Origin of the sequence: Salinisphaera sp. PC39 (assembly GCF_040361335.1) — a bacterium.
Lineage (GTDB): Bacteria > Pseudomonadota > Gammaproteobacteria > Nevskiales > Salinisphaeraceae > APNM01.
The window spans coordinates 29,420-56,388 of sequence record NZ_APNM01000016.1; the positions used below are offsets into that span (position 1 = coordinate 29,420).

The window sequence follows — 26,969 nt, forward strand, 5'->3', positions numbered from 1 at the left end:
ACCCTAATCACACGCTCCGGCCGGCAGTGAGCCGGCCGGCTTGCGGCTGAGCAAAATGGCCGCCGGGCGCAAGGCGGGGATGTGATCGAGGACGATGACGAGGGTGGCGGTGAGCAGCACCCCGATCAGGGCGCCCGCCAGTCCCCAGACCCAGCCCCAGAAGACGATGGAGACCAGCACCACGATCGGCGGGATGGCCAGGGTGCGCCCCGCCAAGCGCGGGTCCACGAAGTTGCCCAGCACCTGTTGGATAATGATCAGCCCGACGAGAGTGCTCAGTGCCTGCCACGGCCCGAATTGCAGCAGGGCGATGATCGTCGGCGGTACCACGGCGATGGTCGAGCCGACATAGGGGATGAAATTGAGCAGGAAGATCACGATGCCCCAGAGCAGGGCGAAGTCCACGCCCAGCCACCATAGCCACAGGCCACTGCTGACCCCGGTGAGGGCGCTGATCCAGGTCTTGACGACCAGGAATCGCCGCACCTGCTCCGAGGCGGCATAAACGGTTCCCATGATTGCCCGGGCCCGGGCTTCACCCAGACTGGAGGCGATTTTCTCGCGCCATTCCCCGGCCTCGATGAGCATGAGCAGCACCAGGAAGAACACTAGCAGCAGCATGGCCGTCAGCAGCCAGAGATAGCCTACCCCGGACGTCACCAGCGCAAGCGCTTGGCTGGACAGGTCCTGCAGGGGTCGGGCGAGCATCTCCAGATGCACTTCGTGGCGCTGTGCCAACGCTTGCCATTGGTCCCAAAGCTGCTGGCCGGACTGAATATAGGCGGGCGCCTTCTCGAACAGCATGCCCAGGCTCAACCAGACGGTTCCGCCCAGCAGGCCCAGCACGGCCACAAACATTGACATGCAGGCCATGACGCTCAGCCATCGCAGCCGGGCGGGGAGCCAGCCGTCCAGCCGGCGTTGCAGGGGACGCAGGACGAGGGTCACGAAAAAGGCCAGGGTCAGGGGCATGGTCACCACGTAGGTGGCCTTGAGCGCCCACCCCACCAGGATGATGGTGATGATGCTCAGCAGAACGACGAGCGTCTGGCGGCTGTGGCTGGCGTTGGGTTCGGAGTCGGTCATATCGCGGCTTTAACGCTGTGCCGAGGCTGGCATATCCAGAGTCCTACAGCCAGCGCCGTGCCGCCCAGGCAAGCGGCGTCAGCAGACGGTCGCCGATGGGCCGATGCGGCCGGGCGGCGATGTCGAATGCCTCGGCGTCGGCAAGGTCCGTCTCGAATTGCCTCTCCAGCGCCGCCGCCAGCGTGGGGCTGCGGGCGCATAGATTGAGCTCGTGGTTGAGGAACAGGCTGCGGTAGTCCAGGTTGGCGGTACCCACGCTGGCCCAGTCCCCGTCCACGGCCAGGGTCTTGGCATGCAGCAGGCGTGAGCGATAGCCGAAGACTTGGATCCCCTGGCGCTGTAAGCGTGTATAAATGCGCCTTGCGATCCAGCGCACCGGTGCGATGTCGCTCTGATGGGGCACCAGCAGGCGCACGGCCACTCCGCGCGCGGCTGCATCCGCCAGGGCCTGCTGGGTCCACGCGTCGGGCACGAAATAGGGGGTGGTCAGGTCGATGCGTTGTCGTGCCGAGCCGAACATGGCCGCGAACACGCAGTGCAGGCGGTGCGGGCAGTCCGCCGACTTGTTGGGTAATACCACGGCGCTGGGCCGTTCCGACGCGGGATCGGGATGGTAGGGGCGGCCTTGCCACAGGGCGCGGAAGGCCGCGTGGGCCTGCCGGGCCAGGGCGCCGGTCATGGCCACATGAGTGTCGCGCCAGCGGCGCTCGCCGTAATACCGTCGCGAGTTCTCTCGATGGATGTTGAAGCCGCCCAGATAGGCCTGCCGGCGATCCACCACCAGCAGTTTGCGATGGTTGCGCTGGTTATAGCGTAGCGGCCGCGTCCAGTGCCAGCGGTGAAACCAGCGTAGCCGAATGCCGCTTTGCCGCAGGAGGCGATCGAGGCCCCGAGAGGCCCAGAACAGCGAGCCTGCCGCGTCCAGATGCACGGATACGCGCACGCCGGCGCGTGCCCGCTCGGCCAGGGCCTCGGCGAATTGCCGGCCCACCTCGTCGTCCGCGAAGATGTAGCTTTCCAGCGCCACTTCGCGTTCGGCCCGGTCGATGGCCGCGAGCATGGCGGTGTAAAGTTCGTCGCCCTCCGTGAACAGCCGGAAGGGCTCGTCGCCGGGCCACAGCAGGGGTTCGCAGCGGTCGCGGCGGCGACGCGTAAGGTAGCTCACGCCGCCGCTCCGGGCCGGGCGACGGCCCCGCCATGCGCGTACGCGACGCTACCTGCAACGCAATGCATGCGTCGGCCTAGCGCGGCTTGCCGCTGGTCCGGGGGCCGCCCGATTCGTCCCCGTCTCCAGCGGAGCGATTGGGGCTGGGCATGCCGGTCCAGGGCTCGCACTCGGCACGCGTATGCTCGCCGGCTCGCGGTGCCTGCGGCTCACTGTGCAGCCCCCGCACCAGCGCCACCATGACCACGATCAGCAGCAGCCCGACCGGCAGGCCGGCCACGATGGCCGCGGTCTGCAGCGCCGCCAGTCCGCCGGCGAGCAGCAGCACGCCAGCCAAAGCGCCTAGGGTCAGCCCCCAGACCACCCGCAGCGGCAGGGGCGGCTCGCTGGCGCCGTTGGACAGGATGGTCGAGATCACCAGCGTGCCGGAGTCACAGGAGGTGATGAAGAATGTCGCGACCAGCAGAACCAGCAACCCGGAGACCAGGGGGGCGAAGCCGCCGGGCGCGATCAATTCCACCGTGCGGTAGAGTGGCTGGGTGATATCGCTCTGCAGCGGCGCGAGCAGGTTCGCGCCCTCGAACACCTCCAGATACAGGGCGGTGCCGCCGGTGATCGCCAGCCAGGCGAAGGTCAGCAGCACCGGCACCAGTAGCACCCCCATCACGAATTCGCGCAGCGTGCGTCCGCGCGAGATACGGGCGATGAACATGCCCACGAACGGTGACCAGGCGATCCACCAGCCCCAGTAGAACAGGGTCCAGTTCTCCTGCCAGCCGCTGTGTTCCTGCACATCGGTCCAGGTACTGAGTTCCGGCAGCGTCTGCAGATAGGCGCCGGTGGTCTCGACCAGCAGGTTGAGCACGTGCAGCGTGGGCCCGAACGCCAGGAAGAACAGCAGGATCACGCCGCTGAGCATGAGATTGAAATCGCTGATCAGGCGCACCCCGCGGCGCACGCCGGAGACCGCGGAAACCATGGCGATCAGCGTGATGATGGCCAGGATCCACAGCTCGCGCGTGAGGCCGGTCTCGGCGCCGATCAGATAGGTCAGCCCGCCCTCGATCTGCTGCACCCCCAGCCCCAGCGAGGTGGCGATGCCGAAGGCCGCGCCGAACACCGTGGCGATGTCCACGATCTGGCCGAGCGGGCCATCGGCGTGGCGCCCGAACACCTCGTGCAGTATGGAACGCGGCACCAGCGGCCGGCCGCGCCGGAAAGCGAAATACGCCAGCCCCAGCGCCATCAGCGCGTAGATGCCCCAGGCGCTCAGCCCCCAGTGGAAGAAGGTCAGCCGCATGGCGGCCGAGGCAGCCGCCGGGGTCTGGCCCGCGGCGACGAACGGATTGGCCGCGTAATGACTGAGCGGCTCGGCGATGCTCCAGAAGATCAGCCCGATGCCCATGCCGGCGGCGAACAGCATCGAGAACCAGGAGAGGTAGGTGAATTCCGGCGCTTCCTCATCGCCGCCAAGGCGCACGTTACGATAGCGCCCGAGCCCCAGCCACAGGACGAACGCCAGCACGAAGCCGACGATGGCCACGAAGTACCAGCGGAAGGTGAGCAGTACCCAGTTCTGGATGCGATCGAACACGGCCGCGGACTGGTCGGGCCAGACTGCGCCGATGCCCACGAACAGGAGGATCAGCACCAGCGACACGGCGGTGGTCGTACGGTTGATGCGGACGGGCTCGTCAGCGGTTGTCGCGGAGCTGGGCGATTCGGCCATCATGCGCTGCCTTTTGACTGGTCGGCGTAGCCGCGTAGAAACAGCCTTTCTCCCAGAAAGATGGCCAACATGGTGGCCAAGGCAATGAGTATGACGCCCATGTCGGTCCTGGCCTTGACTATCACGAAGGCGCCCAAGACCACGGCATCCAGAGCGATGGCCGTCAACAGAACGGCGGCGTTGGCTTGCAGCCGTTTGCGCAGATGGCGGAAGACGCCCCAATGCATGGCGATGTCCATGATCAGGTAAAAAATGATGCCCAAGGCCGCGATCCTGGAAAGGTCGAACAAGACCGTCAACAGGATGCCGAGCACGACGGTATAGACCAGCGTGTGTTTCTGGAGCGATCCGGGCATACCGAAATGGCGGTGCGGCACCAGCTTCATCTCCGAGAGCATCGCCAGCATCCGCGAGACCGCGAAGATGCTTGAGATAACGCCGGTGGCTGTGGCGACAATGGCCAGCAGGACGGTAAACCACAGCCCGTAGCTGCCCATGGCCGGCTTGGCCGCCGCCGCCAGCGAGTAATCCTTGGTGGCGACGATCTCGGACAGCGACAGATTGCTGGCCACCGCCAGCGCCACCAGGAAATAGATCACCACGCAGAGGGCGATGGAGATGATGATGGCCCGCCCGATGTTGCGGTGCGGGTCGACCAGCTCAGCGCCGCTGTTGTTGATGGTGGTGAAGCCCTTGAAGGCGAGAACGCCCAGGGCGGTGGCGGCTAGAAAGCCGCCCAGGGAGGCATCCACCGTGTTCAAGGGTACCCGCGTCACCTGGAAGTCCGCGGCCCATAAGCCCACCAGAGCGAACAACGCGATCCCGCCGATCTTGATCAACGCCAATATGAGAGAGACGCCGCCAATGATGAAATTGCCGGCCAGGTTGATCGCGAAGGAAAGCAACAGCAGACCGACACCCAGCGTCGGCACCAGCATGCCGCCCTGGTCGATATCGAACAGCTGCAGGGTATAGGCGCCAAAGGTCCGCGCCAGAAAGCTTTCCGCGATCACCATCGAGAAATACATGAGCAGGGCCTGGAAGGCGGTGGTGACGCCGGGGCCATAGGCCTTTTCCAGATACATCGCGATGCCGCCGGCCGAAGGGTAGGCCTGCGACATCTTGACGTACGAATAGGCGCTGAAGCCGACCACGACCACCGAGGCCAAAAATGCCAATGGGAATAGCCCGCCGGTCAGTTCCGCCATCTGACCGGTTAGGGCGAAGATGCCGGCGCCGATCATCACGCCGGTGCCCATCGATACGGCACCGGTTAGCGTCAGGCTGTCTTTTTCATATTGCTGCATAGCGGTTGTCTCGGATTGGGTGCCTGCGAATGGCTTGTGAGAGTTTCAAGGCCATAGCCGTTATTGGCCACCCTGCGTTGAAGAGACTTGCCTTTCCGCGGACCGAGGGAACGAGCCGAAATGCAAAACCAGGAGGCCGGTCACGGCCGACAGGGCGGATCCCAGCAGGATCGCCGAGCGGGCACTGACCAGGGCATCCGGGGCTTCAAAGGCCAGCGAGGTGATGAACAGGCTCATGGTGAAGCCGATGCCGCCGAGTAGCGCGACGCCATAGATCTGCGTCCAGGTCACCTCCGGCGGCAGCCGTCCCGCGCCGAGGCGGACCGCAAGCCAAGTGGCGCCGAAGATACCGAGCTGCTTGCCGAGGAACAGCCCCAAGATGATGCCTAGGGCCACCGGCGTCCACAGGCCCTCCGCCGTGAGCCCCGATACCGAGATCCCCGTGTTGAAGAACGCGAACAGCGGCACAACCCCGAGCAGAACCCACGGGTGCAGATGGTCCTCCATGCGCCGCAGGGGCGAAACGTCGCCCTGGGCCGTCGGTACCCGCAATGGTATGGCAAACGCAAGCACGACGCCCGCCAGGGTCGCGTGGACGCCGGACTTCAGGACCGTCGCCCAGAGGAATAGCCCGCCCAGGACATAGGGGATGGTCTCGATCACCTTGTAGCGGTTGAGTGCGACCAACACGGCGATGCCCACGCCCGCTAGGGCGAGGGCGGGCGCGGACAGGCCCTCGGAATAGAACAGGGCGATCACCAGGATCGCGCCGACATCGTCGAATACGGCCAGCGCGGTCAAGAATACGATCAGCATCTCGGGTACCCGAGGCCGCAACAGCGACAATACCGCCAATGCCAGCACGATGTCCGTGGCCGTGGGTATCGCCCAACCTTCGGTGGTCGCGGTGCCTGCATTGAGCGCGAGATAGACCGCCGCGGGCGCGGTCATACCGCCCACCGCCGCCAGGGCGGGCAAGGCGATGCGCTTGCGGTCGGACAGGCGGCCTTCGAGGATCTCACGCTTGACCTCGAAGCCGATCAGCAGGAAGAAGAACACCATCAGGCCCTTGTTGATCCAGATGATGAGGGGGCGATCGATGCGGAACTGGCCGACCTGAATCGAGACCGGTGTGTGGTGAATGAGTCGGTAGAGATCTTCGAGGGGCGAGTTCGCCAGCGCAAAGGCCAGCAGCATCGCCGCCACGGTCAGCAGGCCCGCCAGCCGTTCACGCCGCGCTCGCAGGCTTATCGCGGTCATGCCATCGGTCCCGCCAGGATCAGCTGGGCGGCCAGACCGATCGCCAGGGTGGCGACGAACGCAACCCACGTCACCACGCCGATCCATGCCCCCTGCCCGGGGAAGGTCGCCCCCGCGGTCTCCACGCGCCGGTACATCGGCACGACGATGCGCAGATAGACCGCCAGCGAGAGCACGCTGTTGGCGATGGCCACCACCGCCAGCCAGGTGTAGTGGGCGTCGATCGCGGCGGCGAACAGCAGGAACTTGCCGACGAAGCCGCCGAGCGGCGGGATGCCGACCAGCGAGATCAGAAAGATGACCATTGCCACCCCGATCCACGGCCGCGCGCGCCCGAGGCCCGCCAGTGCATCCAGGGTGCGTCCGGCGCCGGCGACCACGGCGAACGCCCCCAGGTTCATGGCCGCGTAGGCGGCGGCGAAGACGATGAGCGAGGGCAGCGCCAGCGCACTCGTGCCCACCGCGACGATGCCGAGCAGGAAGTAGCCGGACTGGGCGATCGAGGAATAGGCCAGCAGGCGCACGGCGTTGTCCTGCACCAGCGCGGCCAGGTAGCCGTAGGTCATGGTCACTACGGCCAAGCCCGCCATGACCGGCGCCCAGCCACTGTCCGCGGGCAGGTCACGCACCACCTGGGCAAAGGCGAACAAGGCGCCGACCTTGGGCACCACCGACAGGTAGGCGGCCACCGAGACGGGCGCGCCCTCATAGGCATCGGGCGCCCAGAAGTGAAACGGCACCAGCGATGCCTTGTAGCCCAGGCCGACGACCACCGCGATCAGACCCAGGATGACTGCCAGCGGCATGTCCTCTACACCTGCCAACTCGGCGAGCAGGGTCGAGCCGGCGGCGCCGAACCAATAGCTGAGGCCGAAGATCATGATCGCGCCGGTGACCGAGGCGAACACGAAGAACTTCATTGCGGCCTCGGTGGCGGCGTCGCTGTCCGGGTAGGCGACCAGCGCGAACGTGGCCAGGCCGGTCAGCAGGGTGCCCAGCACCAGGAACATGGCATCGCCCGCCCCGGCCAGGGCCAGCGCGCCCAGGGTGGCGAAGCACAGCAGGCTGTAGACCGTGCCCTCGCGCGCCGTGCCGCGCACGTCCACCCGTGCCAGCAGCAGGCACAGCGCGGTGGCCGGCAGCAGGATCAGCTTGGCCCAGACGCTTAGCGCGTCGATCCGGAAGCTGCCGCCGAACACGGTGGTGTCCGTGCCCAGCAGCGGCCAGCTCAGGCCGGTGGCGACCAGCAGCCCGCCGACGGCGATCGCCAGCGCGGCCCGGGGGGCGCGCAGCATCTCCGCACTCAGGGCGCCGACCGCGGTCAGCAGCACCGCGATCTCCGGGATCAGCAGCGACAGGTCCCGGGCCATCACAGCGCCAGCGCCGCCGTGGTGCGGTGAATGACGTCCAGCAGCCAGGACGGCGCCACGCCGACGGCCACCGTCAGCGCCAGCAGCGGCGCCAGCGCCAGCCACTCGCGTAGGCTCAGATCGGGCAGGCCCTGCCAGCGCGGCCGGTCCTCGCCCAGGAAGGTCTCGCGCAAGGCCTTGAGGTAGACGCCGGCGGTGATGGCGATGCCCAACACCACGATCACGGCCACCGGCTCCACCCGCAGGGTGGCCAGGAATACCTGGAACTCGGCCGGGAAGTGGGCCAGCCCCGGCAGCCCCAGGGAGGCGAAGGCGGCCAGCACGAAGGACCAGCCGAGCGCCGGCACCGTCTTGAGCAGGCCGCCGAACTCGCCCATCTCGCGGGTGTGGGTGCGGTCCTGGAGCATGCCCACCAGGAAGAACAGGGCCCCGGTGACCAGGCCGTGGCTGACCATCTGCAGCACGGCGCCGTCCAGGGCGATGGCGCGCACGCCGGGATCCAGGGCCAGCGCGGCCACCGCCACGCCGACGATCACATAGCCCATGTGGTTGATCGAGGTATAGGCCACCAGGCGCTTGAGATCGGTCTGCGCCAGGGCGGCGAAGGCGCCGTAGAGTGCGCTGACGACTCCGAGGGCCAGGATGATGAGCCCCGCATCGCGGAAAGCGTCGGGGGTCATTTGCAGGGCGAAGCGGACTAGCCCGTAGGTGCCGAACTTCAGCATGACGCCGGCCAGGATGACGCTGCCGACGGTGGGCGCCTGGACGTGCGCCGCCGGCAGCCAGGTGTGTACGGGGATGGCCGGGATCTTGACCGCGAAGGTGATCAGCATGGCGACCAGCGCCCAGGTGGCCGCCGCGCCGGCCAGCGGCGGATCGGCGATCCAGGCGCGCATGTCGAAGCTGGGCTCGGGGCTGCCCAGATACAGGCCCAGGATGGCGAGCAGCAGCGGCAGGCTGCCGAGCAGCGTATAAAGGAAGAACATCAGCGCCGCGCGCTGGCGTTCCTCGTGCCCCCAGCCGGCGATCATGAAGTACATCGACACCAGCGAGACCTCGAAGAACACGTAGAACAGGATGGCGTCCAGCGCGGTAAAGGTGCCGATGGCGGCGGTCTCGAGCAGCAGGCCCAGGGCCACGAAGGCCCGCGGCTGCTGCCGGAGATTGGCAGCGTAGACGAACGCGAGCAGGAACAGCACGGCGGTGAGCAGCACCAACGGCAGGCTGATGCCGTCGACCCCGACCCGGTAGGCGGCGCCGATGGAGGGGATCCACTCGATCTGCTCGACCTGAGCGAAGCCCGCGGCGCTCACGCCCCGCCCCCACATCGCCAGGGCGCCGATCAGGGTGCCGGCGGCGGCGGCGATGCCGATGCCATGTACGGCCCGCGCCGGCGCCTTTGGCCACGCCAGGATGGCGAGCGCGCCGGCCAGCGGCAGGAACAGGGTGATGGATACGATGGGTGGCATAGGCAGGGATTCCTTTCAAAAACGCAATAGCATCGCGAGCAGGACGACAAGCAGCGCGGCCGCGCCCGCGGCGCTGAGGGCCAGCTCGCGGTGGATCAGGCCGCTTTGCAGGGTCCGCGCCTGGGCGCCCAGATCGCGCACGCCGGCCACCAGCGTAAAGATCAGGCCGTCGATGCGACGCTCGTCGCCGCTGCGCACCCGCCGCGCGATGGCCAGGGCCAGGTGGCCGACGCCTAGCACGGTCGTATGCAGGCCGCGCTCCAGCCGCTCGCAGCCCCGGGCAATAGCCATCGTGGGTCGCCCGATCCACGCCGTAAGCCCGCCGGCGATGACGAGCCCGTGTTGCGCCCGGCGGTACAAGGGGCCGAGCAGGCGCCGGACCGGCACGAGCCAGCCGAGCGCCAGGCCGCCCAGGGCCGCGGCCAGCCCGAGCAGCATCGCCCAAGTGCCCTTGGGCACGGGCGTGGCCAGCAGGTCGCCAATGGCACCGAAGGCGGCGCCCAGGGCGACGGCGATGGCGACCAGGCCGGCGAGTCCCGCGCCCATCCAGCGGGCGCCGGTCACCGGTCGGTCCTCGCCGGCGCCCCGCCACAGCAGGTGCAGGGCCCGAGCCATATAGGCCCCGGTCAGCAAGGTGCCCGCCAGCGCCAGCGGCGCGAGCCAGGCGGCGCCGGGCGCGGCCAGGGCCGCGGCGATGACCGCGTCCTTGGAGAAGAAGCCGCTGAGCGGCGGGATACCGGCCAGCGCCAGCGCGGCCAGGGTGAAGCCGAGGAAGGTCCAGGGCCGGGCGCGACCGGCGCCCCGCAGGCACTCGAAGGCGGTGTCGCCGCGCGCGTGCTGGAAGGTGCCGGCACCGAGAAACAGGGCGCTCTTGATGGCGGCGTGGGCGATGAGGTGCAGCAGGGCGGCCAGCGGCACCCCGGCGCCGACCGCGAGGAGCATGAGCCCGTATTGGCTGGCGGTGGAGGCCGCCAGCAGGCGCTTGAGGTCGCCCTCGGCGAGCGCGATCAGTCCGGTCACCACGGTGGTGACGCCACCCACCAGCCCCACCGCGAGCAGCGCCCCGGGCGGCAGCATCGGCGCTGTACGAATCAGCAGGATGGCGCCGGCGGCCACCAGGGTGGCCGAGTGCAGCAGCGCCGAGACCGGCGTGGGGCCCGCCATGGCCCGCATGAGCCAGTCCTGCAGGGGTGTTTGGGCGGACTTGCCCATGGCGGCCAGCAGCAACAGCAGCCCGGCGGCGAGCGTCGTGCCGCCGCCCGCATCCAGGCTGGCGGCGATCTCGCTGCTGCCGGCGGTGGCGATCAGCAGGAACACCGCGACATACAGGCCCAGGTCGGCGCTGCGGGTGTACAGGAACGCCCGGCCGGCCGCGGTCGCGGCCTCGGGCCGCTGGAACCAGAAGCCGATCAGCAGATAGCTGCACAGGCCGATAATCTCCCAGGCGCCCAGCAGCAGGACCCAGTCGCCGGCCAATACCAGGGTCTGCATGGCGGCGAGGAACAGGGACATGAGGGCGAAGAACCGCACCCGGCCCGGCTCGCGCCGCATGTAGCCGACCGCGTAGACGAGCACCAGGCTGCCCACCGTGGCCACCACCACGGCCAGCAGCGCGGTCAGCGGCTCGGCCGCCAGCCGCAGCGGCATCCCGGGCAGGCCGGGCAGGACCAGCGCAGGGGTCTCGCCGCCGGCCACGCCGGCCAGCAGCCAGACACTGGCGATCAGACCGAGCGCCGCGCCGCCAACAGCCAAGCCGGGCGCGCCCCGGCGCAGCAGCGGGATGGTTACCGCCGCGGCCAGCGGCGCGAGCACCGTCAGCGCGAGCGGGCTCATCCCTTCAGGTCTCCGGCTTCTTCCATCTCCACCGAGCCCTTGACCCTGAAGCGCGCGATAGCGACACCGAAGCCCACCGCCATCTCGACTGCCATCACCGTCATTACCACCAGCACGAACATCTGGCCGGCGTAGACCTCGGGATGCAGAAAGCGCCAGAAGGCGACCAGGTTCACTAGCGCGCCGGCCAGTATCAGCTCCACCCCCATCATGATCATGACCAGGTTGGTCTGCGACAGCGCGCCGTAGACGCCGACGCCGAACAGCACCGCACCGGTCAGCAGCGCCAGAATCAGAACTGGGGTCATTCCGGGGTCTCCTGATCGTTGTGTCCGGGCGCCGGCTTGTGCACCGGAATTGCGACCGCCGTTGCGGCGATCATCGCGGTGAGGATGGTGACCCCTGCGGTCTCGAAGATGAGCATCGAGCGTCCCAGCAGCTCAATGCCCAGCGCCCGCGTCTGCTGTCCCGCATCCGGTGCGGTCGCCGTTACCGGGCCCCAGTCGGCCAGCAGCGCCACTGCGATCGCCACACCCGCGGCACCTGCACCGGCGCCCAGCGAGAAGCGCTTCTGGTGGGTCATGTCCATGCCGCCGAGGCCGCCGGGGTCCATCATGAACATCACCATGAAGATGGCCATGATGCTCATCTCGGTGGCCATCATCATGATCTGCAGCACGCCGAGGAACTCGGTCTGCATCGCCAGGAACATGGCGCCGATGGCGGTCTGGGAGAACAGCAGCGCCAGCGCCGAGCGCACCATGGAGGAGGTGCGGAACACCGCCACGCCGAAGCCGATGGCGGCAAGGCCGAATACGGCGACGAAGAAGGCTTGTGCAAGCATCAGGGCACCACCAGGATCAGCAGACCGACGACGAAGATGTTGAGCAGGGCCAGGGGGATCCCCAGCTTCCAGCACCAGCTCAGCAGGTCCGCCTCGCGGATGCGGGGCAGGTAGGGGCCGGCCAGCAGCATCGCCGCGGCCACGGCCAGGGTCTTGCCCAGGCTCCAGACCCAGGGCGGTAGCCACGGGCCGTGCCAGCCGCCGAGATAGAACACCGTGGTCGCCGCGGCCAGCGTGACCACCAGCAGCAGGCGCGCCAGCCGCAGCACCGCCAGGCGCACGCCGGTGTATTCGGCGTCCACGCCGCCGGCCAGCACGCCGGCGGCGGTGGGCAGGTCGAATGGGGCCCGGAACGCCAATGCCATGGCGGCGATCACGAACAGCACGAAGCCCAGCGGCTGATAGACGATGTTCCACAGGCCCGCCTGGGAGGCGACGATGGCGGTATTGAGCAGGGACTCGGCGCGCATGGCCACGGCGGTGATGGGCATGACGATGAGCATGGCGTAGGCGATGAGCTGGCCCAGAAAGCGCCAGCCGCCGATCATGGCGTAGGCGCCGTTCGGGCCCCAGCCGGCCATGATCAGCGCGACCAGCACATAGGCCAGCGCCGCGTTGACGAACAGCGCGCCAGTGGCCAGGTCGGCGATGATCAGATCCGGTCCCAGCGGCAGCACCGCGGCGGCGAGCACCGCCACGATCAGCAGCAGCACCGGCGCGGTTTCATAGAAAATCCGGTCGGGGGTGCGCGGCACGACGGACTCGCGGCCCAGCAACGCCAAGCCCGCGTGCAGGGGCGCGGCCGGGCGCAGGCGCCCGGTCATGCTCCAGGTCTCTAGCACGGCAAGCAGGTAGGCGCCGCCGAGCAGCGCCAGCAGCACCATGAGGATCGTCACGAGGCCACCTCCCAGGGCGACAGGTCCAGCGAGCCGACCGCCACCAGGGCATCGCCCAGCTCCTGCTGCTCGACCAGGCTGGCGACCCGACCGATATGGTGGTTGCAAGGCGTATCCAGTTCTACCGATACCACCCGGCCGCGGTCGAGTGTCAGGCGCAATTCGGCCCGCCCGCGTGGCGTTTCCACGGCAGCCTCGCCGCTTCCGGAAGCAGAGCCGATATCGCGCATGACCGGAAGTTCGGCGGTGCCGGCCGCCTGGATGAGATCAAGGCTGGCCGCGATCTCGGTCAGCCGCAGGCGCAGGCGCTCCAGCGCGTCCCCGGTCTCGCCGGCGTGCATCTCGAAGCCCAGTTCCGCGTAGGTCGCGTCCGCCCCGCGTGCGTCTTCCCGGCATCCCGCCGCGCGCGCCACGGGGCCGCGCAACCCGGAATCGGCCGTCACAGGGCCGATCCCCCTCAGTCGGGCCTTGAGCAAGGGCGTGCGTTCGAGCCGCCGGGCGAGTGCGCGCAAAGCCGGGCGCAGCGCGACAAGTCGGCTATGGTCGGCACGCAGGACATCCCGCTGCAAGCCGGCGGCCCGCCGCCGCAGCCAGTCAAAACCAATCTGCTGCCCGAGTTGGGCCAGCCAGCCCAGGTGACTGGCGATGCGTTCGCGTTCCAGCGCCCCGATGCGTGCGCGGGCAGTGGCGGCATCCTCTTCCTGTCCCGCCGCCCGCTCGATGGCCCGGCAGACCAGTAATCGGTAGCTCACCGGCGCCAGCGGCGTTGCCATCGCCAGCTGTTCCACGAAGGCATCGGCGTCGGTATCTACATCGGCGCTCGATGCGGCCATGCCGGCCAGGGATTCCGCTCTGCCCTCGGTCACCCCGTCGCCGTCGAGCGTCAGCGTCAGCCGCAGGCCGCCGGGCAGACCGGGGAAGAGCGGCCCGAACGGCACCTCGATCCAATCCATCGGTAGGCCGTCGGCGCTGCGCGGCAGGTCTTTGGTGACCTCGATCATGGACATGAAGCCCATGTCGCCGTGGTCGTGACCGCCGTGCCCGTGGCCCGAATGGGCGTGTCCGGAATGATCATGGCCCGAATGCGGGTGCTCGCCGTGATGAGGGTCGGCGTCGTCTTGATCGGAGTGCGCGTGGTCCTGATGGGCCTCGTGGTGGTGGCCGTGCCCGGCATGGCGGTGCTCGCCGTGCCGGTGATGTTCGTGTGCCGAATCGCCGTGCGCGCCGTGGTCATGGCCACCGTGGCCATGGTGCCCATGAGCCTCGTGGGGGTTGTGATGCCGTTGCGCACCGTCGTGGTCGTGGTCCGCGTGCGAATGGCCGGCCGGGTCGGCGTCGTCGTGACCGTGGTGCCCATGGCCCTGGTGGGCATCGTGTTGGTGGACGTGCTCGGAATGATCCTGCTCGTGATGTTCGTGAGCGCTGTGGTGTTGTCCATGCGCCTCGTGGTCGTGATCGCCGTGGCCGTGATGGCTTTGATGTTCGTGCGCCGAATCGTCGTGCGCGCCGTGTTCATGGCCGCCGTGGCCATGGCGGTGGTCGTGTCCCCCATCTTCGCCGCCCGCCTCGCGTGCCACCAGCTCCATGCCGCACTTGGGGCAGCTGCCCGGCTCGTCCTCGACGACCTCGGGGTGCATGGGGCAGACGTATTGGATCGTGACGTGCAGCACGGGGGCATCGAAGTCCGTCACCGCGTCGGCGAAGGCGCCCGCGGCCAATGCCTTGCGCAGTCGCGCGACCGCGGCGGTCAGCTCCGGCTGTGAGAGTGCCGCCGCGACGTCGGCCCGCGGTAGCGGCGAGGGTGTCCGCGCGCCCAGCGCGAGGATGGCGCGCGGGCGCACCATCTGGGCGTAGACCACCGCCGCGGCCGCGCCCAGCCGCGGCGGCAGCTCGCCCACCAGCAGCAGCACATTGGCGTCGCGGGGCGTGACGGCGATGCGGATGCCCGCGGCCTCGATGTCCAGGCCAAACGCGCGCGCCACGTCCGGCCCCGGGATCACCAGGGCGCGCAGATCTCGCGCCATGGCATGGGCGGTCAGCCTACGCAGGCCCGATAACTTTCCTTGGCGCGCCCCGGCGAGCATCATTGCCGCCGCAGGGCGCCCTGGCTCCAGCCGTAGAGCAGCCCGAAAAACAGGATGGCGAGGAACACCCCCATGTCGAGCAGGGCCACCAGCCCTTCCTGCTTGTAGACCACCGCCCAGGGGTACATATAGGCCATCTCCATGTCGAAGGCCAAAAACAGCAGGGCATAGCCGTAGTAGCGCGCGTGGTAGCGCACCCACACAGGGTTCCGCGACAGTTCCCCGGCGGTCGCCGGCACGTCCTTGCCCGGCTCCCGGCGCGTTCGCCCCACGCTGCGCGCCAGGCCATACAGGCTCAGCACCACGCCGCCGGTGCCGAACGCCAGGCCCAGCAACAATCCGTACTGTGCCAAGGGAGTCATCGCGCGCAGTTATCCCTGACGGAAAACCGGTCCATCCAGAGTATCGATCTCGTCATCGTGTCGTGCATCATGATTCATTACTCCTCGCTTGGAGGACATACAAGCATTTATGACCAGGTACGCTCCCTTCGGTAAGGCCCGGGGCGGCCATCGATCGGACACCCCGGCACCGCCCGAGGGCTACTTGCCCTGACCCATCGACTCCTGCGCCTGCATGTGGTCCTGCATCTGCTCCATCATTCCCTGCATCATTTCCATGTGCTTTTGCATCATCTGCTGACGCTTTTCGGGATCCATCTCCTGCATTTTCTTGCGCATCTTTTCGTGCATTTTCCCGTGCTTGGCGCCGTCGCCCATCATGCCCTGCATGTCGCCCATGGCGGCCTGCATCTGCTGCATGTGTTCCTTCATCAGGCGTTGGCGCTCTTTCGGATCCTGGGTCTTCTGGATCTCCTGCATGGTCTGGCGCATCTTCTGCATGCGCTTGTGCATGGCACCCTTGTCCATCTTGCCTTTGTGCATGCTCATGCCCGAGCTGTTGCCGTGCTCGCCCGAGCCATGGCCCTGGCCTTGCCCGGCATATGCGAGTGGCAGGGCCAATGCGAACGTCAAAATCGTGGTGGTTACGAGTGTTTTCATGACACTACTCCTATGTCGTCATGGTGAGGAAACGGGAACCGCCCGCGCGGGCGGTTCCCTCGATTGGGTCGTTGCGCAGGGTTGTGAACGGGACTGCGGTCAATGGCCGGCGCCCGTACAGCGCCCATGCGGACGGCCCGGCTTGCACCCGGCGTGGACCTCGGTCTTCCGGGCGCACCCGGAATCCCTGCGCCTCGCCCGGTAACAATCGCTTGATTCAACATGCCGCATCCGCCGGTGTGCTGTGGCAAGGGTGCACGGGCCGGTCTTCCTGGCCGCGCGACATTTCCCGCGTCAGCCAGAAGCCGGCGCCCAGCAGCAGCGCGCCGCCGTAGATCATGCCCCGGCCCGGCACCTCGGCGAAGATCAGAAAGCCCAGGGTCGAGGCCACCACCGGCGAGACGATGATGTCGACCAGGGCATAGACGTTGGCGTTGATCGACTTCAATACGATCGAGATGCCGAAGTAGGCGAAGCCGGTGGAGACCACGCCCAGGCCCGCCGCCCACAGCAGCACCGGCAGGTCGACCCCGAGCGCCGGGTAGTCGATCATCGCGGTAATCGCGCCGGGCCCGGAGACCAACAGGAAGGGCGAGAGCACCAATGCGGCCACCAGCAGCGACCAGGCGATGTCGTTGCCGGTCTCGGTCTTGCCCTCGTAGCGCATGTAGGTGACCATCGCGGCGTAGATCGCGCCGGTGGCCAGGGCCACGAAGTTGCCCAGCATGTAGCCGCCGCCGAGCGGGTTGGCGAGCGCGATGCCGGTCAGGGCGATACCGAAGATCAGGATGTAGCTCTTTTTGGCTTTTTCGCCCAGGAACAGCGCCGAGAAGATGAACACGAAGAACGGCGCGATGCTCCAGAAGATCACCGCATTGGCGATCGGCACCAGCGACATGGCGAAGTTGAACACCCCGCCCTGAGCTGCAATCAGCACGCCGATGATGGCCGTGTCCTTGACGTTGCCCTTGGGAAACCGCGGCCGTTGACCGCTGGCCAGGGTGCGCGCGACGAACAAAAACGCCGCCGCGCAGGCCATGGCGTAGAAGGTCAGCGTCTGGATCGGGATCCGCCCGTCGGTGAGCTTGACGAATACGCCGATGGTCGCCTCGGAGACCGTGATCAGGGCCAACAGCAGCAGCGTCTTCATGCTTGGCCCTCGCCCGGCGGCGCGCGCGTGATATCGATCGCCTCGGTGCCGGCCTCGTCCAGGCAGGCGGTCTCCACCTGCAGGGTGGCGAAGAAAAAGCCGAATCGGTCTTTCAACATGCTGTGTGCGGCCTTCAGCACCGCTTGACTATCGGCTTCGTCGGCGATACGCAGATGCCCGGAGAACACGTAGCGCCCACTGGTCAGCGCCCAAGCGTGGATGTGATGGGCGTTGTTCACGCCGTCGAGCGCCTCCAATGCCTGGCTCACCTCGGGCAGGCTTACATCGGCCGGGGTGCCTTCCATCAATAGATGGGCCGAGTCGCGCATGATGCCCCAGCTCGCCCACAGCAGCACGAAGCCGAAGGCCATGCCCAGGATCGGATCGATCAGCAGGAACCCGGTGAACTTGATTACCAGGGCCGTGACGATGATCAGCAGGCTGCCCACGAAGGTCTGGATGATGTGCCACAGCGCGCCGCGGACGTTCAGGTCGGTGCGGCTTTGCTTCCAGATCAACGCCAGCGAGATGATCTCGGTGAACAGCCCGCCGGCGGCGGCCCACAGCATGGGCGCAGTGGGCAGGTCGATGGGGTCGCTCATGCGCATCCCGGCCATCACGATCACGATCAGGGCCATGCCCAGCAGGAATCCGCCGTTGACCAGCGCACCGATGATCTCGGACCGGTACCAGCCGAAGCTGCGGTCCTCGTCGGCCGGCCGGTGGGCCAGGCGCGCGGCGGCGATGGCCACCAGCACGCCGCCCACCGCCGAGAAGGTGTGGAAGGCATCCGCGATCACCGCGATCGAGCCGGTCCACAGACCGATGCCCATCTCGATGACGAAATAGACGCCCGTCAGCCAGGCCGATATGGCCATGCCCGGCCCGCTGGAGGGCATATGCCCGGCGTGGCCGGACCCGCCTTGCTCATGATTCATGGGTGTTTCCTCCTTGTCCTCATGTGGTTCTGCACAAGGTTTAGGTTAGGTGGTTTCGATCCCTAAATCCCCCTCATTCCCCCTTTTACAAAGGGGGGAAGAAGGTCCTACCCTTTTCCAAAGGGGGCTGCGCAGCAGCATGCAAGCGAAGCGCCAGAGGGGATTTTGGGGTGCCCTGAGTGGGATGCATAACCACTTGTCCTCAAGAGCCGCTGCGGCCGGCAAACCAGCGATACAGCGGCACGAATACGATGGCGATATACCAGCCGTACAGATAAGCCTCGATCAGCCCGATGACGAAGCCCGAAAAGCTCAGCAACTCGAAGCCGGGCAGCAGGGGCGCCCAGGCCTGGTACATCTGCATGGACTCGGGTGCGATCAGACCGAAGCCCACACACAGCAGATAGCTGATCAACAGCAGCAGGGACAGGCTGTGGCCCAGCGGGCCGATACGCAGGTTACTCGTGGTTTGGGTCGGATCATTCATGGCCGTGCCCCATCTTGGGTGGGTATGGTTGAGTGTGAGAAATCATCATTTTCAACCCTCGTCATGGGTATTGCTGCGCGAGGCATCGACAAGCTGGCACCACTGGCCCCAGCGGGGGATGAACATCGGCACCCGCCGTCGATAGGCGCGGTAGGCCTCGCCGAACCGGGCCAGCATTTGCCGCTCCTCGCGGTGGGCCAGCCAGGTGTAGACCAGCACGATCACCGGAAACAGGCCGACCGAGAACAGCGTCGGCCAGTGCACCACGCCCTCGCCGAACAAGGCGATGAACAGCCCGGTGTATTGCGGGTGCCGTACCAGGGCATACAGCCCGTCGGTGACCAGCCGGCCCTCGACCCGCGCCCTGTGGACTTGGCGCCAGCCCTGGATGAAGATGCCGATACCGAGAAACGCCAGTCCGTAGCCGAGCAGCATGGATACCAGCATGCCGGTCTCGCCCAGGCCCACCAGGCTCGACCAGAGGCTGGCGCTGACGTACTGGCTATCCAGGCCGAAGAAGCGCACCAGCAGATAAATGGTGAGCGGAAAGCCGTACATCTCCGCGTACAGGGCGATGATGAAGGCCTGCACCACCCCGGCGCCAGCCCATTCGCGCCAGTTCTTCGGCGCGAAATAGCGGTAGAAGAACCAGGACACCAGCACGATCACGATCAGCGCGATGCCCCAGGCGCCGGCGTGGTTGAACGATTCATTCATGATGCAATCTCCCGTGGAAGAGGCGGTCCGAGACGCTTTCTGCCGAGCCGATGCGATTGGCCGGACGTTGACGCGCCCTTGGTGCTATCCCGGCTTCATACCGTGCTGGCGATGATGGGGAAGGTATCGCTCGGGCTCCGCCTGGAATGCCTCTCGACAGGCCGTGGAGCAGAAGTAATAGGCCTTGCCCTGATAGACGAATTCCTCGACCGCGGTGGTGTAGCTGACCGCCATGCCGCAGACGGGGTCCTTGTGGTCGTGTTGCTTTCCTTGTCGTTTCATGGTCGCCTCCTGAGAAGTAAAAGTGCTTGCGTGTCGACTAAGCCACGGGATCTTCACCGACGATGACGGTGCTCTTCTCCGTGAAGCGGTAGGGCGGTATCACCAGGTTCAGAGGGGCCGGCACATTCTTGAACACGCGCCCGGCGAAATCGAACTTGGAGCCGTGACAATGGCAAAAGTAGCCGCCCGGCCATCGTGAATCGAACCGCGTTTTGCCGGTCTCGGGATGGAAGTTCGGTATGCAGCCCAGATGGGTGCAGATGGCCACCACGACCAGGATGTCCGGACGAATCGATCGAAGCTCATTGCCGGCATACTCGGGCTGTTGGTCCTTCTCGGAATCGGGATCCCGCAGGCGCGCCTCCAGCTCCGCGCTGCGCAGTCGCCGCAACATTTCGGGCGTGCGGCGCAGTACCCAGACCGGCTTGCGCCGCCAGGTCACCAGCACCTGCTGGCCCGGCGCGATCGCATCGAGACCGATCTCGATCGGAGCGCCGGCCGCGCGTGCACGCGCGCTCGGTTGCCACGAGCGAACAAAGGGAATCGCCGTCGCGGCCACGCCGGCAGCGCCCATCGTGGCTACGGCGGTGCTCAGAAATCGCCGGCGAAGGGCGCTCACCTTTCCCGTTCGGGTGTCATCCATGATTGTCTCCGGGCTTCTGCCGTTCGATCCATCGTGACACGAGACAGTAGATCGCCGGGAGGACCAGCAGGTTGGGCATGGCGATACGCTGCATTGTCGACGGGCCGGTGCCTTGGCCCCATAACAGCGGCAGATGGCCGGCGGTTTCGACACCCTCGCACATCGGACAGATATAATGCGTGCCGGCCGGGGCCGTTTGGGCCTCCGGGGGCTGCGGCTGCAGGTATCGGTTAGGCTCGTCCGCGAACTTGTCCCGGCAACGCTCGCTGCAGAAATAGTAGGTCTCGCCGGCATGCGCCAGGCTGCGGACGCTGGTCGGGTCGACGAACATGCCGCACACCGGGTCTCGATGCTCGTGATCGGATTGCTCATTCATGCCGAATCTCCCAGGCTGATCGGATCGCCGTCATGACGCCACGATCGCATCCCAACCATAGCGTTGTGCGAGGGAGGCGAATCAATGTTATTGCTCATGATAATCCCGGATGTGCCATATCATCTCGGCCGGCAGGATAGCGACGATACCGTCGGATTCCAGCCCCTTGTGCGCGGTGCGGGCGATCGTCCTTGCGATCTCGGTTGCCTCGTCGGCATCGGCGAAGATCTCCACGCGCACGCAGTCCGTCATGGTGTCCTTCGCGAAGTAGTTTCGGTATTCCCCGAAGCCGTGCGTGGAGGAGACCGACATGCCGGACACGCCGAGATCGATCAAGGCCTGTTCCACGTTGCTCAACTCTAGGGCGGGAAGGATCGCGGTCACTTTTCGGTACTTCATGGCTCCACCTGCTTATATCTATTGGCTGTTGTGTCGCTCACGTCCGCTGTCATGAGCGCAGCGAGCGCCCTTTCCACAGGTAATACACTGTCGGCAGCACCAGCAGCGTGAGAAGGAAGGCGCTCACCATGCCACCGACCATGGGCGCGGCGATGCGCTGCATCACTTCCGAACCGGTACCACTGCCGTACATGATCGGCAGCAAGCCGCCGATGACCGCGGCGGCGGTCATGGTCACCGGACGCACACGTAGCACGGCGCCTTGCAGGACGGCCTCCCGCAAAGTTTCCTTGTCGGGCCGTACCCCCTGTCCGTCGCGTTCGGTGCGCATGCGCGCGTGCGCCTGGTTGAGATACACCAACATGATCACCCCGATCTCCACCGCCACGCCGGCCAGGGCGATGAAGCCGACCCCCACCGCCACCGAGAAGTTGTAGTCGAGCAGGTACATCAGCCAGATGGCGCCGACCATGGCCAGCGGCAGCGTGCCCATGATGATGGCCACCTCGGCGACGCGGCGGAAATTCATGTAGAGCAGCACGACGATGATGGCGAGCGTCAGCGGCACTACGTAAGTGAGCTTCGCCTTGGCCCGCTCCATGTACTCGTACTGCCCGGACCAGGTCACGGAGTAGCCGGCCGGCAGGTCGAGCTTGTCGGCGACCTCGTGCCGTGCCTGGTCGACGTAGCTGCCCACGTCCACGTCCTCGATGTCGACATAGGTCCAGCCATTCAGGCGGGCGTTCTCGGTCTTGATGGCCGGCGGGCCGTCCTCCACGTAGACCCGGGCGATATCCCCGACCGCGATGCGCTGGCCGCCCGGTGTGACCAGGGGCATCTGCGCCAGCCACTCGGGCGAGTCCCGGTAATCCTGCGGATAGCGCAGGTTGACCGGGAAGCGTTCCAGGCCTTCAATGGTTTCCGTGATATCCATGCCGCCGACGGCCGTGGCGACGACCTGCTGGACGTCGTCGATGTTGAGGCCGTAGCGCGCCGCCTTGGCGCGGTCGATATCCACCATGATATAGCGGCCGCCGGACACTCGTTCCGAGTAGACCGAAGCGGTGCCGGGCACATCGTCGAGAATTGACTCCAGTTGCTGACCGATACGCTGAATCTCGTCCAGTTCCGGGCCCGCGACCTTGATGCCCACCGGCGTCTTGATGCCGGTGGCGAGCATGTCGATGCGGGTCTTGATCGGCATCACCCAGGCGTTGGTCAGGCCGGGGAAGTCCACCAGCGCGTCCAGCTCCTTCTTCAGGCCCTCGAGAGTCAGGCCCTCGCGCCACTGGTCGCGCGGCTTGAGCTGGATGAAGGTCTCGATCATGGTCAGCGGCGCCGGATCGGTGGCGGTGTCGGCGCGGCCGACCTTGCCGAACACCGTCGCCACCTCGGGCACCGTGCGGATCAGCTTGTCGGTTTGCTGCAGCAGCTCGCGCGCCTTGCCGATGGAGATGCCGGCGTAGGTGGTGGGCATGTACATCAGGTCGCCCTCGTCCAGCGGCGGCATGAACTCGCTGCCGATCCGGTCCGTCGGCCAGAAGCCCGCCACGGTGACCGCCAGGGCCGCCGCGAGCGTCACCCAGGGGCGGCGCAGCACGGCGTCCAGCACCGGCCGGTAGGCCCCGACCAGCAGGCGGTTGACGGGGTTCTTGTGCTCGGCCAGCACCCGCCCCCGGATGAAGTAGCCCATCAGCACCGGCACCAGCGTCACGGCCAGGGCGGCGCTGGCCGCCATGGCATAGGTCTTGGTGAAGGCCAGCGGCGAGAACATGCGCCCCTCCTGCGCCTCCAGCGTGAACACCGGCAGGAAGCTGACGGTGATGATCAGCAGGCTGAAGAACAGGGCCGGTCCCACCTCCGATGCCGAGTCGGCGACCACGCGCCAGCGGTTCTCGCGGGTCAGCGGGGTGCGCTCCATGTGCTTGTGCATGTTCTCGATCATCACGATCGCGCCGTCGATCATGGCGCCGATGGCGATCGCGATGCCGCCCAGCGACATGATGTTGGCGTTGAGCCCCTGCCAGTGCATCACGATGAAGGCGGCGAGGATGCCCACCGGCAGGCTCACGATCGCCACCAGGGACGAGCGCACGTGGAACAGGAACGCCATGCACACCAGCGCGACCACCAGGAATTCCTCCAGCAGCTTGTGCCAGAGTGTCTCCACGGCGCGCTCGATGAGGCCGGAGCGGTCGTAGACCGGGACGACCTCGACCCCCTCGGGCAGGCTGGGCTTCAGGGCGTCGAGCTTCGCCTTGACCCCCTCGATGGTTTCCTGGGCGTTCTCGCCATAGCGCATCACCACGATGCCGCCGACGGTCTCGCCCTCGCCGTTGAGCTCGGCGACCCCGCGGCGCATCCGCGGACCGACGCCGATGTCCGCGATGTCCCCCAGCAGCAGCGGCGTGCCGTTGACGTCCACCCCCAGGGGGATGGCCGCGAGGTCGTCGGTGCCCTGGATGTAACCGGTCACCCGGACCATGTACTCGGCCTCGGCCATCTCCACCACCGAGGCGCCCACCTCCTGGTTGCCGCGCTCGATCGCGGTCTGGACGTGGGCCAGGGGGATGTCGTGGGCGCGCAGCTTCTCCGGGTCCACCGTGACTTGGTACTGCCGCACCATGCCGCCGACGGCCGCCACCTCGGACACGCCGGGCACGGTCTGCAGCTCGTACTTGAGGAACCAGTCCTGCAGGGCGCGCAGGTCGCCCAGGTCGTGCCGCCCGCCGCGGTCGACCAGGGCGTACATGTAGACCCAGCCGACCCCGGTGGCGTCCGGGCCGAGCTGCGGCCGCGCGCCGTCCGGCAGGGTGGGGGCCACCTGCGACAGGTACTCGAGCACGCGCGAGCGGGCCCAGTACATGTCGGTGTCCTCGTCGAAGATGACGTAGACGTAGGAGTCGCCGAAGAAGGAGAAGCCCCGCACGGTCACCGCCCCCGGCACCGACAGCATGGTGGTGGTGAGGGGGTAGGTGACCTGGTCCTCGACGACCCGCGGGGCCTGGCCCGGATAGTTGGTCTTGATGATGACCTGTACGTCCGACAGGTCGGGGATCGCGTCCACCGGCGTCTGGCGCAGCGAGTAGATCCCCGCGCCGACCAGGATCAGGCTGGCCAGCAGCACCAGGAAGCGGTTGTGGACGGACCAGCGGATGATGGCTTCGAGCATGGTCGCGTCCCCTAGCCGCCGTGGCCCGCGTGGGCATTGTCGTCATCGCCGCCGTCGCCGGTGGCGTGGCCCTCGTGGGTGCCGCCGGTGTCCTCCATGGCCTTGTCGCCGTGGTGCAGGCGCTCGAAGTCGGAGGTCTTGCTGGACTCCGAGTCGATCAGGAACTGCGCCGAGGTCACCACGCGCTCGCCTGCCTTCAGGCCGGCGAGGATCACGGCGCGCTCGTCGCCGACGCGGCCGGCCTCGACCTCGATCGACTTGAAGCGGCCGTCGCCCAGGGCGAGCACCACCCGCGGCTTGCCGCCGGTGCGGATGAGTGCCTCGCGCGGGATCGTCAGCACATCCTCGCGGCGGCCGGCCGCGATCTCGATCTCCGCGAGCATGTCCGGCTTGAGGGCGCGGTCCGGGTTGGCGACGCGCATGCGCACCCGTGCCGTGCGGGTCTCGGGGTCGATCTCGGGGTAGACATAGTCGATGCGGCCGGTCCATTCGCGGCCCGGCAGGTAGTCGAGGGTCATGGTCACGGGATCGCCCGCCGCGACCAGGGCCGCGTCGCGCTCGAACACTTCCCCGATCACCCAGACCTCGTCCAGGGCGCCGATGGCGAGCATGGTCAGCGCCGGCGTCACGTACATGCCCTCGCGGATGGCGAGGTCGGTCACCACGCCGGACTGCGGCGCGCGCACGGTGACCGTCTGCCGCACCCGGCGGTCCTTCTTGAGCGCGCGGACGGTCGCCTCGGGCACCCGCAGGGCCGCCAGCCGCGCCTCGGCCGCCGTCACCAGGCGCTCGTTGCGCCGGCCCATCGCCAGCAGCAGCTCTTCCTGGGCGTTGACCAGCGTGGGCGAGTAGATCTCGTAGAGGGGTTCGCCCGCGGTCACCGGGTCGCCCTCGGCTTGCACGTGCAGGCGTTCGATCCAGCCCTCGACGCGGGCGTGGACATGGCTCAGCCGGTCCTCGTCGTAGCGTACGTAGCCCACGGTGCGGATGTCGGTGCTGAAGTCGCCGCGCTCGACGCGGCCCGTGCGCACGCCCAGGTTGTTGATCACGTCGGGCGAGATGCGCACGGTGCCCGGGCTCTCCGGTTCCGCGTCCTCCGCGTAGACCGGGACCAGGTCCATGCCCATGGGGGACTTGCCGGGCTCGTCGCGCCGGTAGCTCGAATCCATGGGCGCGACCCAGTACAGGGGCTCGCGCTCGCCCTCGGCATCGCCGCCGGCGTCCGGGCCCAGCCACAGGGCGGCGGCCGCGCCGGCCGCGGCGCCCAGTGCGATCAGGAGGGGATGGGTGACACGCTTGTTCATGGTTGGCTTCCCTCGTCGGCCCCGGCGGCGGGCGCCCGGGCCAGCAGGTAGTTGAGGCGGGCGACGGTCTGCAGCCGCGCCACGCGGATGGCGAGCGCCTCGATGCGGGTGTCGAGCACGTCGATGCGCGCCCGCACGGCCTCGGCGAAGTCGCCGTCGTCATTGTTATAGGCGGCGAGCGCGGCCTCGGCCTGCTCGCGCAGTTGCGGCAGCAGGCGTCGCTCGTAGAGACGCCGGCGCTGGTCGAGCCGGGCGAGCTCGGCCCGGGCTTCCTCCAGCCCGGCGACCAGGCGCCGGACCAACAGCTCGCGGTCCGCCGCGGACGCCTCCGCGCGGTGGGCCGCGGCCGCCACCTCCCGGTCCTGGCGGTCGCCGGTGAAGATCGGCAGGTCGAAGGTGAGCCCCACGGAGAACAGGTCCGCCCGGTCGCGCCCGGCGGGGTCGTCCTCGCGGTAGCCGTAACGGGCGCTGAGGCCCCATTCCGGCTTGTACTTCTGGCGGGCCAGGTCGACGTCGCTGCGGGCGGCCGCGACATCGCGGTCGGCGGCCCGCACGGCCGGGTGTTCGCGGACCCGTTCGTACCACTGCTGCCGGGAGGGCGGCGTGTCCGCGCCCACCAGCGCCGGGGCGGCGGGCGCAAGGTCGGGCAGCGTCTCCGGCAGGGGCGCATGGGCGGCCCCGCCGATCCACTCCGCGAGCCGGCCGCGCGCCGCGTCCCGCTGCTGCGCCAGCGCCGCGAGGCGCTCGTCCAGGCGGCTCAGCTCGAGCTGGGCGCGGATCACGTCCTGCTGCCGGGTGTGGGCCAGGGCGGCGGCGTACTTGGCCTCGGCGGCGTCGACCAGGTGCCGGAACAGCGCCCGGTCCGCCTCGATCAGGTCGATGCTGCGCTGCGTCCGGTAGACCTCCAGCCACAGGCGCGAGACGACAGCGGCGGCCTCGGCCCGGCGGTCCGCGCGCAGCAGAGGCTGACGCGCGGCCAGCTCCCGCTTGCGGCGGCTCGCGATCTCGCGGCTGTCGCCGCGGGGGAACGCCTGGCTGACCCCGATCGAGAGCTGGGTCATGGGCTCCTGGTCGAGATCGAAGCTGTCGGTGGGCAGGTTGGCCGCGGTCAGGTCGACCCGGGGATCGGGCAACTCACCCGCCGCCACCGCCTCCTCGGCCAGGGCCCGCTCGCGCTCGCGGCTGCCGTCCAGCCAGGGGTCGTGCTCGTCCGCGAGACGGATCGCGCGGTCGAGCGTCAGGGGGGCATCGGCGTCGCCGGCGGCCGCCCAGGGCGGTACCGCGGCGAGCGCCAGCAGGCAGGCGCCGGCCAGGGCGGCGCGACGGATCGCGGGCGGCCGCGGCGCGCGATGGCGCGCGTTCGTGTGTGGCGTGGCCGGCGGCACGCGCCGGCGTGGTGTCGGGAACATGGCTCGGTCTCCCAGCGCGGGACGGCCGGTCCGGGCATCCGGACCGGA

Annotated in this window: 25 protein-coding genes; all 25 read right to left on the reverse strand. The window is 67.9% G+C overall.

Features of this window, described 5'->3' with window-relative positions; translation table 11 throughout:
- Positions 1 to 3 precede the first annotated feature (3 nt).
- Positions 4 to 1,086: an AI-2E family transporter gene (locus PC39_RS13940; protein ID WP_353254014.1), complete on the reverse strand. Its 1,083-nt coding sequence runs from the start codon at positions 1,084 to 1,086 to the stop codon at positions 4 to 6.
- 43 nt (positions 1,087 to 1,129) lie between these two features.
- Entirely contained in the window at positions 1,130 to 2,251 is a 1,122-nt protein-coding gene (locus tag PC39_RS13945; protein WP_353254015.1) for a phospholipase D-like domain-containing protein, read from the reverse strand.
- Positions 2,252 to 2,327: 76 nt separating this feature from the next.
- Positions 2,328 to 3,983: a BCCT family transporter gene (locus PC39_RS13950; RefSeq protein WP_353254016.1), complete on the reverse strand. Its 1,656-nt coding sequence runs from the start codon at positions 3,981 to 3,983 to the stop codon at positions 2,328 to 2,330.
- Positions 3,980 to 5,287, reverse strand: coding sequence for an APC family permease (locus tag PC39_RS13955; protein ID WP_353254017.1), 1,308 nt, complete (start codon positions 5,285 to 5,287; stop codon positions 3,980 to 3,982). The genes PC39_RS13950 and PC39_RS13955 overlap by 4 nt, the downstream gene beginning before the upstream one ends.
- A gap of 60 nt (positions 5,288 to 5,347) precedes the next feature.
- Positions 5,348 to 6,547 (reverse strand): Na+/H+ antiporter NhaA, encoded by a 1,200-nt coding sequence (gene nhaA, locus PC39_RS13960; RefSeq protein ID WP_353254018.1) that lies wholly within the window; start codon positions 6,545 to 6,547, stop codon positions 5,348 to 5,350.
- Positions 6,544 to 7,917: an NADH-quinone oxidoreductase subunit N gene (locus tag PC39_RS13965; protein WP_353254019.1), complete on the reverse strand. Its 1,374-nt coding sequence runs from the start codon at positions 7,915 to 7,917 to the stop codon at positions 6,544 to 6,546. The genes nhaA and PC39_RS13965 overlap by 4 nt, the downstream gene beginning before the upstream one ends.
- The gene (locus tag PC39_RS13970) at positions 7,917 to 9,386 is read right to left on the reverse strand and encodes a complex I subunit 4 family protein (RefSeq protein ID WP_353254020.1); all 1,470 of its coding nucleotides are present in this window, start codon (positions 9,384 to 9,386) and stop codon (positions 7,917 to 7,919) included. The genes PC39_RS13965 and PC39_RS13970 overlap by 1 nt, the downstream gene beginning before the upstream one ends.
- 15 nt (positions 9,387 to 9,401) lie before the next feature.
- Positions 9,402 to 11,219 carry an NADH-quinone oxidoreductase subunit 5 family protein gene (locus PC39_RS13975; RefSeq protein ID WP_353254021.1) on the reverse strand — a complete coding sequence of 606 codons (1,818 nt, stop codon included), beginning with the start codon at positions 11,217 to 11,219 and terminating at the stop codon, positions 9,402 to 9,404.
- Entirely contained in the window at positions 11,216 to 11,527 is a 312-nt protein-coding gene (nuoK, locus tag PC39_RS13980) for an NADH-quinone oxidoreductase subunit NuoK (RefSeq protein WP_353254022.1), read from the reverse strand. The genes PC39_RS13975 and nuoK overlap by 4 nt, the downstream gene beginning before the upstream one ends.
- Positions 11,524 to 12,063 (reverse strand): NADH-quinone oxidoreductase subunit J family protein, encoded by a 540-nt coding sequence (locus tag PC39_RS13985; RefSeq protein WP_353254023.1) that lies wholly within the window; start codon positions 12,061 to 12,063, stop codon positions 11,524 to 11,526. Before PC39_RS13985 ends, nuoK begins: the two co-directional genes overlap by 4 nt.
- Positions 12,063 to 12,959: a complex I subunit 1/NuoH family protein gene (locus tag PC39_RS13990; protein ID WP_353254024.1), complete on the reverse strand. Its 897-nt coding sequence runs from the start codon at positions 12,957 to 12,959 to the stop codon at positions 12,063 to 12,065. Before PC39_RS13990 ends, PC39_RS13985 begins: the two co-directional genes overlap by 1 nt.
- The gene (locus tag PC39_RS13995; protein ID WP_353254025.1) at positions 12,956 to 14,983 is read right to left on the reverse strand and encodes an NADH-quinone oxidoreductase subunit D-related protein; all 2,028 of its coding nucleotides are present in this window, start codon (positions 14,981 to 14,983) and stop codon (positions 12,956 to 12,958) included. The genes PC39_RS13990 and PC39_RS13995 overlap by 4 nt, the downstream gene beginning before the upstream one ends.
- A 59-nt stretch (positions 14,984 to 15,042) precedes the next feature.
- Entirely contained in the window at positions 15,043 to 15,405 is a 363-nt protein-coding gene (locus PC39_RS14000; RefSeq protein ID WP_353254026.1) for an NADH-quinone oxidoreductase subunit A, read from the reverse strand.
- 180 nt (positions 15,406 to 15,585) lie between these two features.
- Complete coding sequence (locus tag PC39_RS14005) at positions 15,586 to 16,044, reverse strand: hypothetical protein (protein ID WP_353254027.1); 459 nt, start codon at positions 16,042 to 16,044, stop codon at positions 15,586 to 15,588.
- Between the two features lie 217 nt (positions 16,045 to 16,261).
- Positions 16,262 to 17,194: a DMT family transporter gene (locus tag PC39_RS14010; protein WP_353254028.1), complete on the reverse strand. Its 933-nt coding sequence runs from the start codon at positions 17,192 to 17,194 to the stop codon at positions 16,262 to 16,264.
- A complete protein-coding gene (locus tag PC39_RS14015) occupies positions 17,191 to 18,132 on the reverse strand; it encodes a cation diffusion facilitator family transporter (protein ID WP_353254029.1) in 942 nt (313 codons plus the stop codon). The genes PC39_RS14010 and PC39_RS14015 overlap by 4 nt, the downstream gene beginning before the upstream one ends.
- A gap of 202 nt (positions 18,133 to 18,334) precedes the next feature.
- The gene (locus PC39_RS14020) at positions 18,335 to 18,619 is read right to left on the reverse strand and encodes a DUF5676 family membrane protein (RefSeq protein ID WP_353254030.1); all 285 of its coding nucleotides are present in this window, start codon (positions 18,617 to 18,619) and stop codon (positions 18,335 to 18,337) included.
- A gap of 51 nt (positions 18,620 to 18,670) precedes the next feature.
- Complete coding sequence (locus PC39_RS14025) at positions 18,671 to 19,336, reverse strand: methyltransferase family protein (protein WP_353254031.1); 666 nt, start codon at positions 19,334 to 19,336, stop codon at positions 18,671 to 18,673.
- A gap of 84 nt (positions 19,337 to 19,420) precedes the next feature.
- On the reverse strand, positions 19,421 to 19,618 hold the full coding sequence (locus PC39_RS14030; RefSeq protein WP_353254032.1) for a YHS domain-containing protein: 198 nt from the start codon (positions 19,616 to 19,618) through the stop codon (positions 19,421 to 19,423).
- A 37-nt stretch (positions 19,619 to 19,655) separates the two neighbouring features.
- The gene (gene petA, locus PC39_RS14035; RefSeq protein ID WP_353254033.1) at positions 19,656 to 20,261 is read right to left on the reverse strand and encodes a ubiquinol-cytochrome c reductase iron-sulfur subunit; all 606 of its coding nucleotides are present in this window, start codon (positions 20,259 to 20,261) and stop codon (positions 19,656 to 19,658) included.
- Positions 20,254 to 20,637, reverse strand: coding sequence for a YHS domain-containing protein (locus tag PC39_RS14040; protein ID WP_353254034.1), 384 nt, complete (start codon positions 20,635 to 20,637; stop codon positions 20,254 to 20,256). The genes petA and PC39_RS14040 overlap by 8 nt, the downstream gene beginning before the upstream one ends.
- 87 nt (positions 20,638 to 20,724) lie before the next feature.
- The gene (locus tag PC39_RS14045; RefSeq protein ID WP_353254035.1) at positions 20,725 to 21,036 is read right to left on the reverse strand and encodes a P-II family nitrogen regulator; all 312 of its coding nucleotides are present in this window, start codon (positions 21,034 to 21,036) and stop codon (positions 20,725 to 20,727) included.
- Positions 21,037 to 21,085: 49 nt separating this feature from the next.
- Positions 21,086 to 24,208 carry an efflux RND transporter permease subunit gene (locus PC39_RS14050; RefSeq protein ID WP_353254036.1) on the reverse strand — a complete coding sequence of 1,041 codons (3,123 nt, stop codon included), beginning with the start codon at positions 24,206 to 24,208 and terminating at the stop codon, positions 21,086 to 21,088.
- Between the two features lie 11 nt (positions 24,209 to 24,219).
- On the reverse strand, positions 24,220 to 25,512 hold the full coding sequence (locus PC39_RS14055) for an efflux RND transporter periplasmic adaptor subunit (RefSeq protein ID WP_353254037.1): 1,293 nt from the start codon (positions 25,510 to 25,512) through the stop codon (positions 24,220 to 24,222).
- The gene (locus PC39_RS14060) at positions 25,509 to 26,921 is read right to left on the reverse strand and encodes a TolC family protein (RefSeq protein ID WP_353254038.1); all 1,413 of its coding nucleotides are present in this window, start codon (positions 26,919 to 26,921) and stop codon (positions 25,509 to 25,511) included. The genes PC39_RS14055 and PC39_RS14060 overlap by 4 nt, the downstream gene beginning before the upstream one ends.
- Positions 26,922 to 26,969: the final 48 nt, after the last annotated feature.

Excerpts from the sequence above, each read along its gene's own strand:
- nhaA (WP_353254018.1), bottom strand. The coding sequence starts at position 6,547 with ATGACCGCGATAAGCCTGCGAGCGCGGCGTGAACGGCTGGCGGGCCTG.
- PC39_RS14025 (WP_353254031.1), bottom strand. The coding sequence starts at position 19,336 with ATGAATGAATCGTTCAACCACGCCGGCGCCTGGGGCATCGCGCTGATC.
- PC39_RS13970 (WP_353254020.1), bottom strand. The coding sequence starts at position 9,386 with ATGCCACCCATCGTATCCATCACCCTGTTCCTGCCGCTGGCCGGCGCG.
- PC39_RS14005 (WP_353254027.1), bottom strand. The coding sequence starts at position 16,044 with ATGAAAACACTCGTAACCACCACGATTTTGACGTTCGCATTGGCCCTG.
- PC39_RS13965 (WP_353254019.1), bottom strand. The coding sequence starts at position 7,917 with ATGGCCCGGGACCTGTCGCTGCTGATCCCGGAGATCGCGGTGCTGCTG.
- PC39_RS13995 (WP_353254025.1), bottom strand. The coding sequence starts at position 14,983 with ATGGCGCGAGATCTGCGCGCCCTGGTGATCCCGGGGCCGGACGTGGCG.
- PC39_RS14015 (WP_353254029.1), bottom strand. The coding sequence starts at position 18,132 with ATGAATCATGAGCAAGGCGGGTCCGGCCACGCCGGGCATATGCCCTCC.
- PC39_RS14010 (WP_353254028.1), bottom strand. The coding sequence starts at position 17,194 with ATGAAGACGCTGCTGCTGTTGGCCCTGATCACGGTCTCCGAGGCGACC.
- PC39_RS13975 (WP_353254021.1), bottom strand. The coding sequence starts at position 11,219 with ATGAGCCCGCTCGCGCTGACGGTGCTCGCGCCGCTGGCCGCGGCGGTA.
- PC39_RS14040 (WP_353254034.1), bottom strand. The coding sequence starts at position 20,637 with ATGAATGAGCAATCCGATCACGAGCATCGAGACCCGGTGTGCGGCATG.
- PC39_RS13940 (WP_353254014.1), bottom strand. The coding sequence starts at position 1,086 with ATGACCGACTCCGAACCCAACGCCAGCCACAGCCGCCAGACGCTCGTC.
- PC39_RS14045 (WP_353254035.1), bottom strand. The coding sequence starts at position 21,036 with ATGAAGTACCGAAAAGTGACCGCGATCCTTCCCGCCCTAGAGTTGAGC.
- PC39_RS13985 (WP_353254023.1), bottom strand. The coding sequence starts at position 12,063 with ATGCTTGCACAAGCCTTCTTCGTCGCCGTATTCGGCCTTGCCGCCATC.
- PC39_RS13950 (WP_353254016.1), bottom strand. The coding sequence starts at position 3,983 with ATGATGGCCGAATCGCCCAGCTCCGCGACAACCGCTGACGAGCCCGTC.
- PC39_RS13955 (WP_353254017.1), bottom strand. The coding sequence starts at position 5,287 with ATGCAGCAATATGAAAAAGACAGCCTGACGCTAACCGGTGCCGTATCG.
- PC39_RS14000 (WP_353254026.1), bottom strand. The coding sequence starts at position 15,405 with ATGACTCCCTTGGCACAGTACGGATTGTTGCTGGGCCTGGCGTTCGGC.
- nuoK (WP_353254022.1), bottom strand. The coding sequence starts at position 11,527 with ATGACCCCAGTTCTGATTCTGGCGCTGCTGACCGGTGCGGTGCTGTTC.
- PC39_RS14060 (WP_353254038.1), bottom strand. The coding sequence starts at position 26,921 with ATGTTCCCGACACCACGCCGGCGCGTGCCGCCGGCCACGCCACACACG.
- petA (WP_353254033.1), bottom strand. The coding sequence starts at position 20,261 with ATGGATGACACCCGAACGGGAAAGGTGAGCGCCCTTCGCCGGCGATTT.
- PC39_RS14050 (WP_353254036.1), bottom strand. The coding sequence starts at position 24,208 with ATGCTCGAAGCCATCATCCGCTGGTCCGTCCACAACCGCTTCCTGGTG.
- PC39_RS14055 (WP_353254037.1), bottom strand. The coding sequence starts at position 25,512 with ATGAACAAGCGTGTCACCCATCCCCTCCTGATCGCACTGGGCGCCGCG.
- PC39_RS14020 (WP_353254030.1), bottom strand. The coding sequence starts at position 18,619 with ATGAATGATCCGACCCAAACCACGAGTAACCTGCGTATCGGCCCGCTG.
- PC39_RS14030 (WP_353254032.1), bottom strand. The coding sequence starts at position 19,618 with ATGAAACGACAAGGAAAGCAACACGACCACAAGGACCCCGTCTGCGGC.